9 protein-coding genes are annotated in these 14,983 nt (G+C 55.8%); 5 read left to right on the top strand and 4 right to left on the bottom strand.

What is annotated here, in order from left to right:
• Positions 1–78: 78 nt before the first annotated feature.
• The 3 genes from JL39_RS01975 to JL39_RS01965 all read right to left on the bottom strand — a co-directional run bounded on the left by JL39_RS01975 (position 79) and on the right by JL39_RS01965 (position 4,108).
• Positions 79–1,230: an MraY family glycosyltransferase gene (locus JL39_RS01975; protein ID WP_081952653.1), complete on the bottom strand. Its 1,152-nt coding sequence runs from the start codon at positions 1,228–1,230 to the stop codon at positions 79–81.
• Between the two features lie 225 nt (positions 1,231–1,455).
• A complete protein-coding gene (locus tag JL39_RS01970) occupies positions 1,456–3,009 on the bottom strand; it encodes a DUF4038 domain-containing protein (RefSeq protein ID WP_244446817.1) in 1,554 nt (517 codons plus the stop codon).
• The gene (locus JL39_RS01965) at positions 2,909–4,108 is read right to left on the bottom strand and encodes a glycosyltransferase family 4 protein (protein ID WP_037145571.1); all 1,200 of its coding nucleotides are present in this window, start codon (positions 4,106–4,108) and stop codon (positions 2,909–2,911) included. Before JL39_RS01965 ends, JL39_RS01970 begins: the two co-directional genes overlap by 101 nt.
• Positions 4,109–4,391: 283 nt before the next feature.
• Here JL39_RS01965 and JL39_RS01960 point away from each other — a divergent pair, with 283 nt between their 5' ends.
• From JL39_RS01960 to JL39_RS01950, 3 genes are all read left to right on the top strand, one after another.
• Positions 4,392–5,603, top strand: coding sequence for a polysaccharide pyruvyl transferase family protein (locus JL39_RS01960; protein WP_037145570.1), 1,212 nt, complete (start codon positions 4,392–4,394; stop codon positions 5,601–5,603).
• A gap of 138 nt (positions 5,604–5,741) precedes the next feature.
• Entirely contained in the window at positions 5,742–7,226 is a 1,485-nt protein-coding gene (locus JL39_RS01955) for an oligosaccharide flippase family protein (RefSeq protein ID WP_152601005.1), read from the top strand.
• Positions 7,227–7,230: 4 nt separating this feature from the next.
• A complete protein-coding gene (locus JL39_RS01950; protein WP_052182589.1) occupies positions 7,231–8,220 on the top strand; it encodes a glycosyltransferase in 990 nt (329 codons plus the stop codon).
• Positions 8,221–8,236: 16 nt separating this feature from the next.
• On the opposite strand, the gene JL39_RS01945 is transcribed toward JL39_RS01950, so the two are convergent.
• Entirely contained in the window at positions 8,237–11,797 is a 3,561-nt protein-coding gene (locus JL39_RS01945) for a chemotaxis protein CheB (protein ID WP_244446816.1), read from the bottom strand.
• Between the two features lie 615 nt (positions 11,798–12,412).
• Here JL39_RS01945 and JL39_RS01940 point away from each other — a divergent pair.
• Both JL39_RS01940 and JL39_RS01935 read left to right on the top strand, forming a co-directional pair.
• Positions 12,413–13,198 carry a response regulator transcription factor gene (locus JL39_RS01940; protein WP_227705864.1) on the top strand — a complete coding sequence of 262 codons (786 nt, stop codon included), beginning with the start codon at positions 12,413–12,415 and terminating at the stop codon, positions 13,196–13,198.
• Between the two features lie 371 nt (positions 13,199–13,569).
• The gene (locus JL39_RS01935) at positions 13,570–14,976 is read left to right on the top strand and encodes a glutamate-1-semialdehyde 2,1-aminomutase (protein WP_052182587.1); all 1,407 of its coding nucleotides are present in this window, start codon (positions 13,570–13,572) and stop codon (positions 14,974–14,976) included.
• Positions 14,977–14,983 lie beyond the last annotated feature (7 nt).

Genomic DNA, 14,983 nt, shown 5'->3' with positions numbered 1-14,983 from the left:
AAGGGCTGAGCCCTGATGAGGGGCGGCACATATGTCCCGGCAGGTTTCGGCCGAAGGTGCAGCGTCACCGAGGAACAATCACTCATCTTTCAAGACCGGCTTTGCCGCCCCCTTGAAAACCATACTGCTCGTGGCGCCGCCGAGCACGTCCGTTCTGCTTGATCGCAATCCCGCCCCGCTTCCGTCGGGCTGCACTTTGACTCGGTAGCCACTTGCGGCAAGAACGAACATCGTGTGAATGGCAATCGGCACGATGAGCCCGATTGCCATGATCTCGCCAGGCACATCTGCCCGAATTCCTGCATAGCCGATTCCGCCGCAGATCGCCGACGCCAATATCACGGTGTTGGTTGTCGCAGCATGACCCAGGCCATGGTCGAGCAGCAGATGATGGAGATGCCAGCGATCGGCCGACATCGGACTGCGGTGGGCAAGCAGCCGGCGAGCGATCAGGCTCAGCGTATCGACGATCGGAACGATCACGACCCACAACAATGCGGGAAAGGAAACCGCACTGCTTCTGGTCGCCAGTAGAAGGATGACATAGGCGATTGTTGCGCCGAGAGCCGTGCTGCCCGCATCGCCGAGGAACACGCTGGCACGCATGCGCCAGGGGCTTCTCATGTTAAACACCAGAAACGCGCAGAGGCAGATCAAAAGCGTCTCGATCGACGCAATGAACTCCGTCATTTCTGCCGATCCGGCGATGACGATCAACCAGATCAGGGAAACAGCCGCCACGCCACCCGCAAGCCCATCGACCCCGTCGAGCATGTTCCACGAATTCACAAGCCCTGCGACGAACAGAACGCCAATAAAGAAAAAGAATGGCAGGAACAGTGCGGTATCTTCGGAAAGCAGAGCCCCCACCGATAATGAACCGATATCGGTACCGCCAACGAGGGCAACCGCTATCGACAGCTGCAGAACGAGACGGCCGATGGCGGGAAGCGGCAGGCGGTCGTCAACGACACCAATGAACGTGATGATCAGCAGTCCCAGCCAGAAATTCAATCCGAGTAGATCGGGCCTTCCTCCGAAGAAGGTGGCAATGGCGAAGGCGGAGAATACGGCGATCCCCCCGCAAAGCGGAATGGCACCGCTATGGCGCTTCCTGACGGTATCCGGGCAATCGACAAGCTGAAAGGCCACGGCCAGACGGCGCAGACCAACGATCAATGAGACGCTCAGGATGAATGTTGCGATCGTATTGACAAATAGCCCGGACATCTCGAATTCCCTTGCCACGGAGGAGCGTAAGCTTTGGTCGAGCGATTACGCCGACCTTCGACATGATTCTAAAAAACCTCGGCAGAGGGCGGTACGCGAGCAAAGGGAGCAAAGCTCTCCGACATAGGAAGGAGGTATTGCCGCGGATACCTACCCCTTTTACCCCTATGGCGGTTCCAGTCTCGAAAGGCGTAGGCGGGCGAGCTTCTGGTGCCCCCCTGGCACCTAGTCCGCGAGAGATTTTGGAGGTGTTTGCATCAAATGCTGAGCAGGACGAGCGACGTCCTCGTCGTCGTGAGACAAGACAGCCACCCAGTCGTGGAAGCCGGAATCATTTGATGCACCGGGGACAGCGATTTCTTTCACGCCGTCAGCGCCAAGCCGCTCATTACCCTCTATGAAAACACCGCTGGATGGATCGTACCATCGAAGTAGCTTGTCACCTCTCGCCAGGCTGCCGAGATCGATCGTCAACCTGGTGGCGTCGCTGACGTAGATCACGGCAAAGGAGCCATCCACGCTGCGCGCCGCCGATATCTTGCGGTGGCCCATGCCTTCCGCGCCTTTTAGCAAGGAACCCTGATCCGGCGTCAGCTTCCACCATTCCAGTCCGCCGAAGAATGTATTGAGATGCTTCAGGCTTTCAGCACCACGGCTCGAAATCGCCTGCTGCCAGGTTTCCGAGGAGCCGTAGAGACCGGGACCGGAAAAATGCCAAACGGGATTGTTCCCGAACATCTGGCCGCCAGCGCCTGAAAGGAGCGCACTGTAAGCAATCAAACGGACTTCACGCTCGTCAACGCCATGCTCACCCTCGTACTTCCCCTCCATAAAGAAGAAAGGCCTCCGAGGCCCGGATCGATGGCGTGCGGAAACTGCCTCGGCGACATCGTCGTATGTGTAGACAGTATCGATATCGAGCCAATCCGCCCCTTGCCAATAGACGCTGCTGACCGTGTCGCGATTGGCGTGAATGGTCTGAAGCGCATCGGGAGCGACATCGGTTATCCCTTCGGCTATCGCCGTCACCAGAGCCTTGTCGGCGGGATCGTAATCACCGCCCTGTACCCAAACGATATTTGAAAACTTGGCGAGGCGGCGGGCGATGTACCGCCCGTAGGCTTTCAACTTCTCCGGCCCTGCGGCAACCATTTCCAGATACCAGCCGTCCGGCCCGCCGCCGGCCCCGAGATAGGCCGGGCACAGGAGGACGAGGAGATTTCTGTCGGCGGCGGCTTGGATGACCATCTCGGCCCTTCGGAAATAGGCCTCGTTCGGCACCTCGAAGGCGGGTCCGAGAAATGGCGCTTCACCGTAAAAATTTGCCGGCGCATTATGCGCGAACCTATGCTCGATCAGTGATGCCAGGACAGTGTTGAAGCCCTGCCGCTTTCGCGTATCGAGATAGAATTCCGCGTCGTTCAGGGAGAGATCCGCAATCAGCGACCAGGCGCTGTCACCCGAGATAAGAAATGGACGGCCCTGGCTGTCTTCCAGATAATGACGACCCTGTGCTGTTCGCAGCGGAAATTCGATACCTTCGGCAAAGGAGGAAGACGTGAGCATGAACAGCAGACAGGAGCTGATGGACATCCTTATCAAGGAGCGCATTCGGCCGTCGTTCGCCGGTCTTTTCTGAAGGCGGCGCCCAGGGGATAGGAGATGGCGTTTCATCGTATCACAGCCGCTCACGTACGACACGCAGCCAATTCTTGATCGGCAGCGGGATATAAGTGCGCAACCCTGGCCGCAGTCCGGGAGGGATCGACCAGCTGTCAATATCCAGCACAGGCGACAGCTTCGGCCAGCCGATCATCGCCGAGCTTATGACGTCGTAATAGCGATCCGCCATTCTTTCGATGCTATAACGCTCCGGGACTATTGCGCGCGCCGAAAACGACATGCGCTCAAGCAGATCGCGATCTTGATGGAGGCGCGTTACGGCATTCGCAGCCGCGGTATAGTCTCCGACGGGAAAAAGCATACCGTTCTTGCCATTCTCGACGATCGTATCCGTGACACCTCGGATATGGGACACGACCGGGACGCATCCTCCCGCCATTGCTTCGATCAAAGTCAGTCCGAAGCCTTCGAAACGGGAGGGCATGATGAGAACGTCATGTTCCGCCATCGCCAACGGAATCAGAGCAAGCGGCATCGTTCCGGTATAGCGCACGCGATCCGCATGCCCGGCAAGACGTCGCTTGAGCTTCGGCATATCCGGTCCGTCACCGACCACCGTCAGGGATACGGTCTCCGGCAACCCATCGAGAATCTCACGGAGCCACAGGACGCCTTTGGATGTATCTTCGATCCGTCCGACAAAGAGAGTACGCAATTCCGGTCCAGCACGCACACGACGGCCCTCCTGCTCGCGAAAGGCGGCCGTATCGACCGCATTCGGAATTGCGTAGGTTCGGTCGGCCGGAAAGCCGTGACGTTCAACCAAGTCGGTGCGGCATCGCTCCGATACGCCGATCGTTGCATGCGCGAAATCGCGGATCGACCTTGCTGCAGCATAGGTACCCGGGGTGATGCTGTGGACGACCAGAATGCGCAGGATGTGTTCCGGCAGGTATCGGGCGATATTCGTCTGCAGCCTGTCGCCGAGGACATTGATGACGACCCCGTCAAAACCCTCGCTTTCGATGACTTCCGCCATTCGCTTGGCACAGGCGCCTTCCGTGAGGGAAGCTGGCATTTCCAGCAACAATCCAAGTAGGCCTTCCTCTCGCATCGCGGCCGGCAGCTCATATCCGTGCCGGCACGTACCGAACCACCGAACATCGATCCCGTATACCGCCAGACCAGCCCGCAGATGTTTAAAAACGGAATAGGTTCCGCCGACATGCGGAAGCACGAAATAAGCAAGCTTCATCTACGGCCTCTCTCATCGCAGGCGAAGCGACGGTCGATCCATCCGGATGATCGAAAGCACCGTTTCCGCTCAGTTCGAGGATACTAGGGCCCCGACTGTCTGGAGGTAGTCGAATGCTGGGTTAAGTCGCATCGTCCTTAGAAGGATGGCTGCAAGAGCACGTATTCGTTTGGGGGATGATTCCAGCCGAATTACGATGTGTGTAGGCACTCGTCGAGCCGATATCAGTGTCTTTAGAAGCGACGGTATCACCGGCTGCAGTCTCGCGCTCATGGAAGACCAGATGAAGATCAGCCTGCTCGGGCAATTCGGATCCGGCAACTCCGGCAATGACGGGTCATTGGAGGCGATGCTCATCTATTTGCGCAAGTTGCGGCCTGACGCTGAATTTTTATGTATCTGCTCCAACCCGGCCGTCATTGAAGCACGTTATAATATACGGTGTATGAGCGTTGGCGGCCCCGCCCTTTCCGCTCCATGGGCCAGGAGGCTGGACAGGCTCCTCCTGAAACTGCCCCGTCGGCTGGCGTTGCTCGGCATCGCGATTGCACAACTGAACGGGTTTGATTTGATGATCATCCCAGGAACCGGGATCCTCGATGATTTCCAGGAGAATGCGTTTGGCTGGCCGTTCGTGATCTTCTGCTGGTGCCTCGTCGCCCGGCTATGCCGAACTGAGATCGCTTTCGTAAGCATCGGTGCGGGACCGATAAAAGGCCGCCTCAGCCGATGGTTTCTTGTGTCTGCGGCAAAGATGGCCTCATACCGGTCATATCGCGACGATTACTCTTTGGAATATATGCGGTCACTCGGTGTCGACGTTTCCCGCGATCACCGCTACCCGGACATTGCCTTCAGCCTTCCACTTCCCGCATGCGGCCCTGAAAAGCCGGCCGGTGAAGGTTTGTGCGTTGGAGTCGGCATCATGCGTTATCGCGGATGGCAGCCCAGCGAGTCTCATGCCGACGCGATCTATGAAAACTACATCCGCAAGATCTCCGCTTTCACGAATTGGCTCGTCGCAGAAGGATACCGTGTCAACCTGTTTATGGGGGACGTCACCGACCAGCGCGCGTGCGACGATATTGTCGACATCCTCGCAAACACGGTCGCAAAAGCGGACTGGGCTCGGGTCGAGATCGCTTCGGGAGGAGGATCACTCCACGACCTGATGAAGCGGATCTCAACCGTCGATCTGGCGGTCGTCTCGCGGTATCACAATCTCGTCTGCGCATTGAAGCTTGGCCGGCCGACGATATCGCTCGGATATGCGAGGAAGAATGATGATCTGATGCGGGATTTCGGCCAGCAGCAATTTTGTCGGCATATAGAAGCATTCGACGTGGACGGACTTCAGAGCCTGTTTCTGGAGATGCTCCATAATCGAGAAGCCATCAAACACCAGATCAGCCTCGTAAATGAGCGTTTCCAAAGTCAGCTTCTCGAGCAGCAGCAGATTTTGGGCAAGCAGTTGCTTTCAGCGCCTCCGGTCTGACGTGAGTACAAAACAACATCTGGAATGACGCATGCCCAATCCTTGAGTAGCCCCGGGGGTCTTTAAAATGTATCGGCACAGGAAAAGAACCGACTATCTCCATTGGATCGCAAGGTTCACCGGATTTCGGAGCGGCACATGAGTACCCCTCGCCGCGCGTTCATTATGTCGTCGATAGAGCAGTATCTGAGCCTGGCTATCAACATCACAGTCGTGGCCGCGATGGCACGATTATTGACGCCTGATGCCATCGGGCACGCGGTGACGGGTATTGGTATTGGCGCGATCGCCCTGTCGCTGCGAGAATTCGTGACGCCGGAATTTCTCATTCAAAGGCCGCAGATCGAGGAAAAGGATCTCCGAACCTCCTTTACGATGCTCTTTGTGCTCACCGTGTTGATCACTGTTGGAATCCTGATCATCTCAAACGAGATCGCGCAGTTTTATGATTCACCCGAACTGCCGCTATTTCTGTTTCTTATCATGATGTCGGCCTTCGCCGACGTGGTTTCGCAGCCGATTGTCGCAACCCTGCGGCGTAATATGGCGTTTGGCGTGCTCGCCAAAATCCGCAGTGCCGCCCTGCTCGTTTCCGCTTCGTCGACGATCCTGCTGGGATTTCTCGGTTTCGGTTATATCAGTTATGCATGGGCTACGCTCGCCGGCGCAATCACGCTCGCCGGCTTGTCTGCTTTTGTCTCTCCCCATTCTCTCGTCCTTATATGCCGGCCGAGTTTGGAATCCTGGCGGACGGTGGCTGCGTTCGGGCGTTTCAAGGGAGCTTCTCAGGCAGTCGATCGCATCTATGAAACTGTTCCGCAGCTGATCCTCGGCAAGATCATATCGATGTCCTCTGTCGGTCTTTACAATCGAGCCAACACCTTGTGCGGAATTCCCGACAGGATCGTCATGTCGGCCTTCTATGCGATGGCCTTTCCGGCTCTGGCTGCCAGCGTACGAGGGGGCGGAAACATCAAGAAAGCCTACCTCAATACGCTCAGCTATCTGTCAGGACTCTATTGGCCGGGCGTACTTCTCATCGCACTGACAGCCACCCCCATCGTCGATCTCATTCTCGGGCCTCAATGGGGTGATGCAATTCTGCTCGTTCGACTTCTTTCGCTTGCGGCAGTCTTCTGGTTCGCAGTCGTTGTCACCAATCCGCTGCTGCTTGCACTCGGGCACAACCGTGACGCGTTTCTCTCCGGTTTCCTGTGCCGTTGCCTGGCATTGGTCCTGCTCTGCGGGGCCAGCACCTATGGCATCACGGCCATGGCAGCAAGCCAATTCATCTCGCTACCCGCACAGATGCTGATCTCTCTATATTTTGCCAGGAAACACCTGGGATTTACATTCGCGGAACTGATGGCGGCAATTCTTCCAAGCGTCGTCGTCACCTTTTTTTCCCTGATGGGACCGCTGGCGTTTCTTGCCTTCAACGGGTGGAACCTTCAGATGAACTTCCTGCATTTCGGGCTGATGCTTTTGACCGCCGCTGCAGGGTGGCTCCCGGGCGTGATTGTCGCAAATCATCCATTTCTGACGGAAATTCGGTTGATCCTGCGTACGCTGTCAAACGCAGCGCCGTGGCTGCGCCGACACTTTCCGGCCTTGAGAGCATAGACAGATGAGGACCGTTGACGTCGTCGTACCCAACTATAATTACGGAAGATACCTGCGCACCTGCGTGGAAAGCATCCTGAATCAGGAAGAGGTCCAGGTCCGCGTCCTGATTATCGACAATGCATCGACGGACGACAGCGCGGAGATCGCACGATCGCTCGCCCACGACAACCGTGTCGAGCTTATTCTCCGCCAGGAAAACCTGGGAACGCATGCCTCCTTCAATCAGGGCGTGGATTGGGCCCAGGGCGACTATTTCCTGCTGCTGTTCTCCGATGACTTTCTCGTCCCCGGAGCTCTAAAGCGCGCGGTCGACCTCATGGAGCGCAACACGTCGATCGCATTCTGCTATGGACTGGACGTCGCTGTTGAAGACGACGCGCCAATTCCCCGGATTCCACCTCAACCCTATCCAACGCCGTTCGAACTTCACGAAGGTCGAGCCTTCATCGAACGCTTCTGCAGGATGGGAGTGTTCCAGATACCCGGATCATCTGTCGTCGTAAGGACGAGCATCCAGAAGCGCGTCGGCCATTATCGCACTGACTTACCCCACAGCGACGACTATGAAATCTGGCTGCGGCTGGCGTTGCATGGCTCAGTAGCCGAGATTGGATGTGTCCAGGCCGGTATTCGGTCACATGCGAACAACCGCTCCAAGGCATTTGCGTCGCGCCAGATACAGCACATCCTTCATACGGCCGCGGCTGCCGAGAGCTTCTTCAGCCATGAAGGAAAGAACATGGTGGGCAGTGACGCAATGCGGCAGCTGGCCCGGCGGGGTATTGCAAACCGAGCCTACTGGTCCGGCATCTCTCACCTTCTCCGGGGAGATATCGAGGCTTTCAAATTGTTGAGGCTGGCTTTTCGCATCTCACCGCTTAAGGCTTTTCTGCCACCTGTCGGCTATCTTCTGCATCGGCCCGACGCCGGTCGCCGCATAAGATTTCTTCTTTCAGGATGGCCGGAAATTTTCAGACGCCGCTTTCATTGATGCATGCGGCCCGACACTATTCCTCTGCCATAACCACAAGCCGCAGCAAGGCGGGAAAAGAGGACGAGCCGGTTCTGCGCATGATGGAAGCCCGATGGTTTTCAACAGTCCGCTGACTCAATCCCAGCTCTGCAGCGATGATCTTGTTCGGCTGTCCGAGGATAATTCTGTCCAGGATCTGCCGCTGCCTCCGCGTCAAGGCAGCGAGCTTGGTACGGGCCGCGTCACGGCGGCCGGAACGGTCATTTGTATCGCGCACCTGTTCGAGCGCCGTTGTGACGCTCCGTTGAATATCCTCAAGGGAAAAAGGTTTCTCAATGAAGTCCGCCGCCCCGTGCTTCATCGCATCGACGGCCATGCGCACATCGCTGTGACCGGTGATGACAATGACGGGAAAACGATGCTGTCTTTCCTTTAATATGCGCAACAGTTCAAGCCCGCTCATGCCGAGCAGATAGGCATCCAGCACAAGGCAGCCCGGTCTGTCCGGATCGTAGCCGGCCAGGAACTCTTCTGCACTGGCGTAAGTCAGGACTGCCCAGCCCATCCCCTCGAAGAGAGTACGTATACTCTCCCGAACGCCTAGCTCATCGTCGATCACTTCGATCAGTGGACTGAGAGCGGCGTCCGACCTCGCGGCATGACTGTCGTCTGTTGCATTCCCCTTGTCGGAATGCGCAAGAAGGTCATCGACCGCCTGAATGACCTCCCTCAGCTTCACGGGTTTGTTCAGGTGCGGGATATCGTGCTGGGCATATTTTTTGAGTGCGTTGCTCGATATGTTGCCTGTCAGTATCAATCCGGGAATCCGACGCCCGAGGATATTGCGTATGTTCTCAATCGTCGCGAGGCCGTCCATTGCCGACGAGATATTGTAGTCGGCAAGGACAAAGGTCGGTATGAAGCGTCCCTGTTTGACAAGGGTTACCGCCTCGAAAGCGTTAGTTGCGGTCGCGACGGTATGCCCGGCCTGCTCCAACCCCATTCTCAACAAGTCTCGCATTGCATCCTCATCCTCTATGATAAGGATTGATGCCACTGGAGAGTTTTGAGGCCTTTCCGCCCGAAGTTCCAACGAAGGCAACGCCACCAGAGGTTGGTCGATAGCAGCGCGATCGATCTCGATCGAGAAAACCGATCCCTTCTGAAGCCGTGATCGTATTGAAATCTTCGATCCGAGCAGATCGCTCAGACGCTTAACGATTGAAAGGCCTAACCCTAGACCACGGTCTCTGCCCCGAATGGGCATGTCGAGCTGATGGTATTCGTTGAAGATCTTTTCGATCTGATTTTCGGGAATCCCTATGCCGGTGTCCCAGACTTCAAGCCGAAGTTTGCTGCCATGCCGACGACATCCGAGAAGGATCTTTCCGCTCAGCGTGTATTTGAGCGCATTCGACATGAGATTGCGGAGGATTTGCTCCAACAGACGTGGATCCGTGCGTACCGCCAGCCCGCAAGGGACAACCCGCAGTTCGAGTCCTTTTGCACGCGCGGGGTAGAAGAACTCCTTCTGCATCCGAACCAGGAGATTGGTGATTGCAAAGCTCTCAAACTTCGGCTGCACCATGCCGGCTTCGATCTGATTCATGTCGAGAACCGTATTGAGAATGCCCGACATCGAGGCGAGCGTCTCTTCCATCCTCAGTACAAGTGTTCGCGGCTGCTCGTCTTTGACCATTTTCTCCAACAGCCCCTGGAGGAGTTTCAGTGTCTGCAGAGGCTGACGAAGGTCATGACTGGCGGCAGCCAGAAAATGAGATTTTGCTTGAGTGGCGAGCTCCGCGGATCTCTTCGCCGCCTCTCTATCCTGCAGTATCTGCTTCTGAATGCTCACATCGATGAAGATAGCCACAACCCCCTCGATCCGGCCTTCCTGGGTTCGGTAGGGCTTTATCCGGCGGATGTACCAGCGGTCGTCGCGCGCACTGATCTCTCTTTCGACCGCCCCCTCACTTTTCAGGACGTCGAGCGCATCGGTCTGCAACGTCCCATCATCCGTCATTGTCGTGAAATCGGAAAGCGGCCGCCCAACATCGGAAGATATTATGTTGAACAGAGACCGGGTTGCAGGCGTAAAAAAGCGGATATTCAATTCGTTATCGAGATACAGCGTAGCAATGTCTGTACTGTTGAGAATATTCTCGAGATCCTTCGAGATTGCCCGCTGGCTCTCCAAAGCCTCCCGGAGCTGATTGTTGACAGACGCCAGCCCCTGGTTCGAAGACTGCAATTCCTTTTGGGAGGTTACGAGCTCTTCGTTTGCCGCCTGGTATTCCTCATTGAGAGAGAGAGCTTCTGCATTGATGATCTGCTGCTCCTCGCCTGCGGTCTGCAGGTTCCGGATGGCGGCCTGCAATTCGGCCCGCGTCTCCTCCAGCTCGGCCACAAGCTCCGCAACGCGAGCATCATCTGCACGTGCGCCCTGCGGCCGCTCCATCCCATGGTCCGGAGAAATATCCTCGACGAAGCAAACCAGAAAATAGTGTTCCCCGTGGTCGATCAGTGGCTCGATGTGAATGCTGAAATGAATCTTGTCGCCGTTGTTTTCGATCATTGCTCCTGTTGCGACGAAAGGCTTTCGGTCTTCCGTCGCGTGTTGGATCGCAGATCTGAGTTTTCTATGAAGTCTCTTGGGGGTTATGGCGAAAAGATTGTGAGATGCAGGCCCTGGCGCGACATTGAGGAATTTAGCCATTAAGCCGGTCGAGTACAGGCATTCATGTCGCCGATCGATAAGAAGCGCCGCTGGAGCATAACGATCAAGCAAGACCCGAGAGACGGCTTCAGCCAAGGAACCTTTTCCGGAGGGTGAGAATGGGCGCTCGTGACGGGTCGCCAATCGAGCGCGGAGGTTTGCTGGAGCCATAGGTGTCCGGTTGAGGATTGCTTCCGGCATCCTTGCAACAGGCAGGATGACCGGATCTGTAGCCGACCTGATCGCATTGCGCGGCATACCGTCGAACTCGGCCTCTTGCGGATCCTGTACGACGACGAGGCCGCCGGCATCCGTTATTGAGGCGATCCCGGCAGAGCCATCAGCCCCGGTACCGGACAAGATGGCTGCAACCGCGCGGGCACCATATTCGCGCGCCAGGGAATACAACAGGAAATCAAATGGTAATCGCGCATCGCCCTGGGTATGAGGCGGGGCGAGATGAAGCCTGCCCGCTTCCGCCTCCATGTAGAGTTCCGGCGAAATGATATAGAGATGCTCGGGTTTGATGACGATGCCATCCGTTGCCTGGAGCACCTTCAATGAAGTCTCAGCCGACAGCAATTCGGCCAACATGCCTTGGTGAGCCGCATCGAGATGCTGCACAAGCATGAATGCGCATTCGGTCCGGTGGGGCAAGGCTTTCAGAAGCGAGCTGACCGCATTCAGCCCTCCCGAGGATGCGCCTATGCCAACCACCTTGAAGCCGGTTATCGGGTTCGACGCGAGGCCACGTAACGGTTCGTCCGAATCTCTGCCGGATCGCCGCGCCTTTCTTCTTCGACTGAAGCGGCGTTTCACCATACTTACTTCCCGCTTGCTGTTTTGATGAAGGACCGCCGGCGCCAGTTGATTGTCCATAAGGCAGCCTCGACGAAGTGAGAGGACTTCATCGGTTCGGCGAGCGTTCCTTAGGTTTCCAGATCATGTTGTCACTGGCGGGTTCGGTGATGACCAACTCCGATGGTAAAAGACGCCATCCTGGATTGTTTCAGGCTCCTCCGTTCAGCCGCGGTTTCCGATGAAATCGAGCGGCTCGGCCAGGTTTCTATATAGTTTCGGTTTCGATATATTACCTAGATACGTCCCCAAAAGGGATATACCCTTAAGTTGTAGGGCATTGCCCAAATAATTAAGCAGGGGATCAAGCCAGTAATTTTTCACGTTTTCTTACCTATTTTGATGCAATTCCGCGCCCCCGATTTTTGTCGTATTAATGAAGGTATACGAAGAATTAGGTATTTTCCGATGCTTTTCCACTTGCGTCGCTCCATTGTAGCTTACTGCCATGAGAGAGTGCCTGGGCACGTTGTGCACCAAGTCGGAAGCATCGCGTAGCGCCTCAGCTCTAAGCAAACATCGGAAAAATCACCTCAACGAAAGTATTGTGTTTACATTTGCAAGTTTTTATTTAATAGAGTTAAAATATAATAAAAAATTCAACGGGATCACAATTATGTGAAGCCGAAGATTTACTTGAATCCAGCACTTTCGCTGGAAATAAGGGTTGGAAGGGGGAAAAAAGTGGCAACAGCAATCCCTACTTATGGCTATATGCCGAACGCGGCGCGATTTAGGGTGGTCGCCAATTCGATGCGCGGCTCCGAAATGCCCGACACAGAGACACCTAAACTGGCGATTATCGATGATCGAGCGCTAGACCGTGAATGCCTGGCTCAAAGTCTGATTGCTCATGGGCTCGGGATGGATGTGGAACTGTTCTCGTCGCTCGATATGTGGAGGAACACCGCAGAATCCCGGCACGCCGGCATTTTGATCAATATCGGCCGGAACGACGTCTGCGACGATCTCTTTATAAATGATCTCAAACGCCTTATTTCGGAATTTCCGGAACTACCTATTGTCATTCTGGCGGAAAATCGTGACCTCCGGCAAATTCTCCGGGCTTTTGAAGCCGGTGTCCGAGGATACATTTCCTCGGCGATCGGGTTGAATGTTTGCGTCGGCGCCATTTCACTGGCTCTGGCGGGAGGTAAGTTTATCTCGGTGGAAAACCCGGATGACCTTCGTCAGTTGCTCGTTGTAGCCGAGGACAAGGAGCGGCGCCGGACAGCCATGTTCACACAACGTGAAGCCGATGTGATCGACGCACTGACACGCGGAAAGCCCAATAAGATCATTGCCTATGAGCTCAATCTCCGCGAAAGCACGGTCAAGGTCCACATCCGGAATATCATGAAAAAGCTGCATGCCAGAAACAGGACGGAGATCATTTTCAAGATATCCGATTTGTTTAAGTAGAAATCCCTATTCTGGCTTCTCTATCAAGGAGGCGCGGTCGATCCTCGTCTGAGGCGTGCTCGCCTCGATAGATCTTGGTGGTTCACCCCGCATAATTGACGGGTATGCGCCGGTCGCACGCCATCTGCCCCTCGGAAGAGAACGATCTGCTGTGACCGGCTCGTTGTCGCAACGGGCTCAAAAACAGAGGCGTTGTCAGCTCATTTGCTCTTCGTGGCCAATGAAATCCGCTCATATCGTTTTCGATCCGGTTCATGAATGCATAACCTAAACCTTTCGATCGAGCCGGCCCGTCAAATGGTGGAATGAAAACGTGCAGCCCGGATACGGTATTAATCGTCATTCGAAGATCGCAACCGGGGGCCTAATAGATGGAAAACCTGATCCAAAATTTTGAAAACTCTGATCGTCTTCGCAAGCGGGCACACCAGCTCATACCTGGCGGTGCCCACACTTACGCGAAGGGAGATGATCAATATCCCATCCTTTCCCCCGGCTTCATCGAAAAAGGGTATGGCTGCCACGTCTGGGATGTCGATGGCAACGAATATATCGAGTACGGAATGGGCAACAGGGCTGTCGGCCTCGGCCACGCCTATTTCCACGTTGTCGATGCGGCCAGAGCGGAACTGGAGCGAGGCTGCAATTTCACGCGTCCGTCCCGGATCGAGATCGATTGCGCCTCCGCATTTCTGGAAACGATTACAACCGCCGAGATGGTCAAGTTCTGCAAGAATGGTTCGGATGCGACGTCAGCGGCCATGCGCCTTGCAAGGGCGGTCACGGGACGGGATCTCATCGCCCGTTGCAGCGATCACCCATTCTTTTCGGTCGATGACTGGTTCATCGGGACAACCGAGATGAATGCGGGAATTCCAAAAGCGATTCAGTCTCTTACAGTCGGCTTCGAGTACAACGATCTGGAGAGCGCGCGCAGTCTCTTCAGCCAATATCCGGGCCAGATCGCAGCATTCATCCTGGAAGCGTCGCGCGGAGAAGATCCAAAGGACCATTACCTTCACGAGCTGAAAAGACTATGTCATGAAAACGGTACCTTGTTCATTCTTGATGAGATGATCACCGGTTTTCGGTGGCACACCGGCGGCGCACAGAAAGCCTATGGTATCGTTCCGGATCTGTCGTGTTTCGGCAAAGCGCTGGGCAACGGTTTTTCCATTTCCGCGCTTGCCGGAAAGCGGGAATTCATGGAACGCGGCGGTATCGAGCAGACTTCCAAGCCGCGCGTATTTCTGCTTTCGACGACCCATGGTGCGGAAACCCACGCAATGGCGGCGGCTATCGCCACCATGCACGTCTATCGACATGAACCCGTCGTTGAGCATCTCGTCCGCCAGGGAAATCTGTTACGGGCAGCGGTCAATCAGGTCGCCGCAGGCCATGGGCTTGCAAACCACTTTAGCGTCCACGGTCATCCGGCCTGCCTCACCTATTCGACCCTTGATGAAGAAGGAAAAGCCTCCCAGGCCTTTCGCTCCCTCTTCCTGCAGGAAACCATACGCCGCGGTCTTCTCGCCCCGTCGCTGGTCGTCAGCTATACACACATGGACGACGACATAGAAAGAACGGTTGGCGCTATCGATGGAGCGCTCGGCATCTACAAGAAAGCACTGGAACATGGCGTCGAGAAATATCTCACGGGGAGACCTTCCGATGTCGTCTTCCGGCGCTTCAACCAACAATCGCCGGTCGCACACGACCCGGAGCCAGCGCCAGCTGCGCCAACCGCTCTGAGATCATCAGAAAGACGTAGCGGCTAGGATTGCA

The organism is Rhizobium sp. YS-1r (assembly GCF_000757525.1).
Classification (GTDB): Bacteria; Pseudomonadota; Alphaproteobacteria; order Rhizobiales; family Rhizobiaceae; genus Neorhizobium; species Neorhizobium petrolearium.
The sequence above is the reverse complement of the archived record's forward strand: the minus strand, read 5'-3'. Positions and strand labels throughout refer to the sequence as shown.

Bases quoted from the DNA above. Each gene is read 5' to 3' on its own strand.
- JL39_RS01975 (WP_081952653.1), bottom strand. From the start codon at position 1,230: ATGTCCGGGCTATTTGTCAATACGATCGCAACATTCATCCTGAGCGTC.
- JL39_RS01965 (WP_037145571.1), bottom strand. From the start codon at position 4,108: ATGAAGCTTGCTTATTTCGTGCTTCCGCATGTCGGCGGAACCTATTCC.
- JL39_RS01960 (WP_037145570.1), top strand. From the start codon at position 4,392: ATGAAGATCAGCCTGCTCGGGCAATTCGGATCCGGCAACTCCGGCAAT.
- JL39_RS01955 (WP_152601005.1), top strand. From the start codon at position 5,742: ATGAGTACCCCTCGCCGCGCGTTCATTATGTCGTCGATAGAGCAGTAT.
- JL39_RS01950 (WP_052182589.1), top strand. From the start codon at position 7,231: ATGAGGACCGTTGACGTCGTCGTACCCAACTATAATTACGGAAGATAC.
- JL39_RS01945 (WP_244446816.1), bottom strand. From the start codon at position 11,797: ATGGACAATCAACTGGCGCCGGCGGTCCTTCATCAAAACAGCAAGCGG.
- JL39_RS01935 (WP_052182587.1), top strand. From the start codon at position 13,570: ATGGAAAACCTGATCCAAAATTTTGAAAACTCTGATCGTCTTCGCAAG.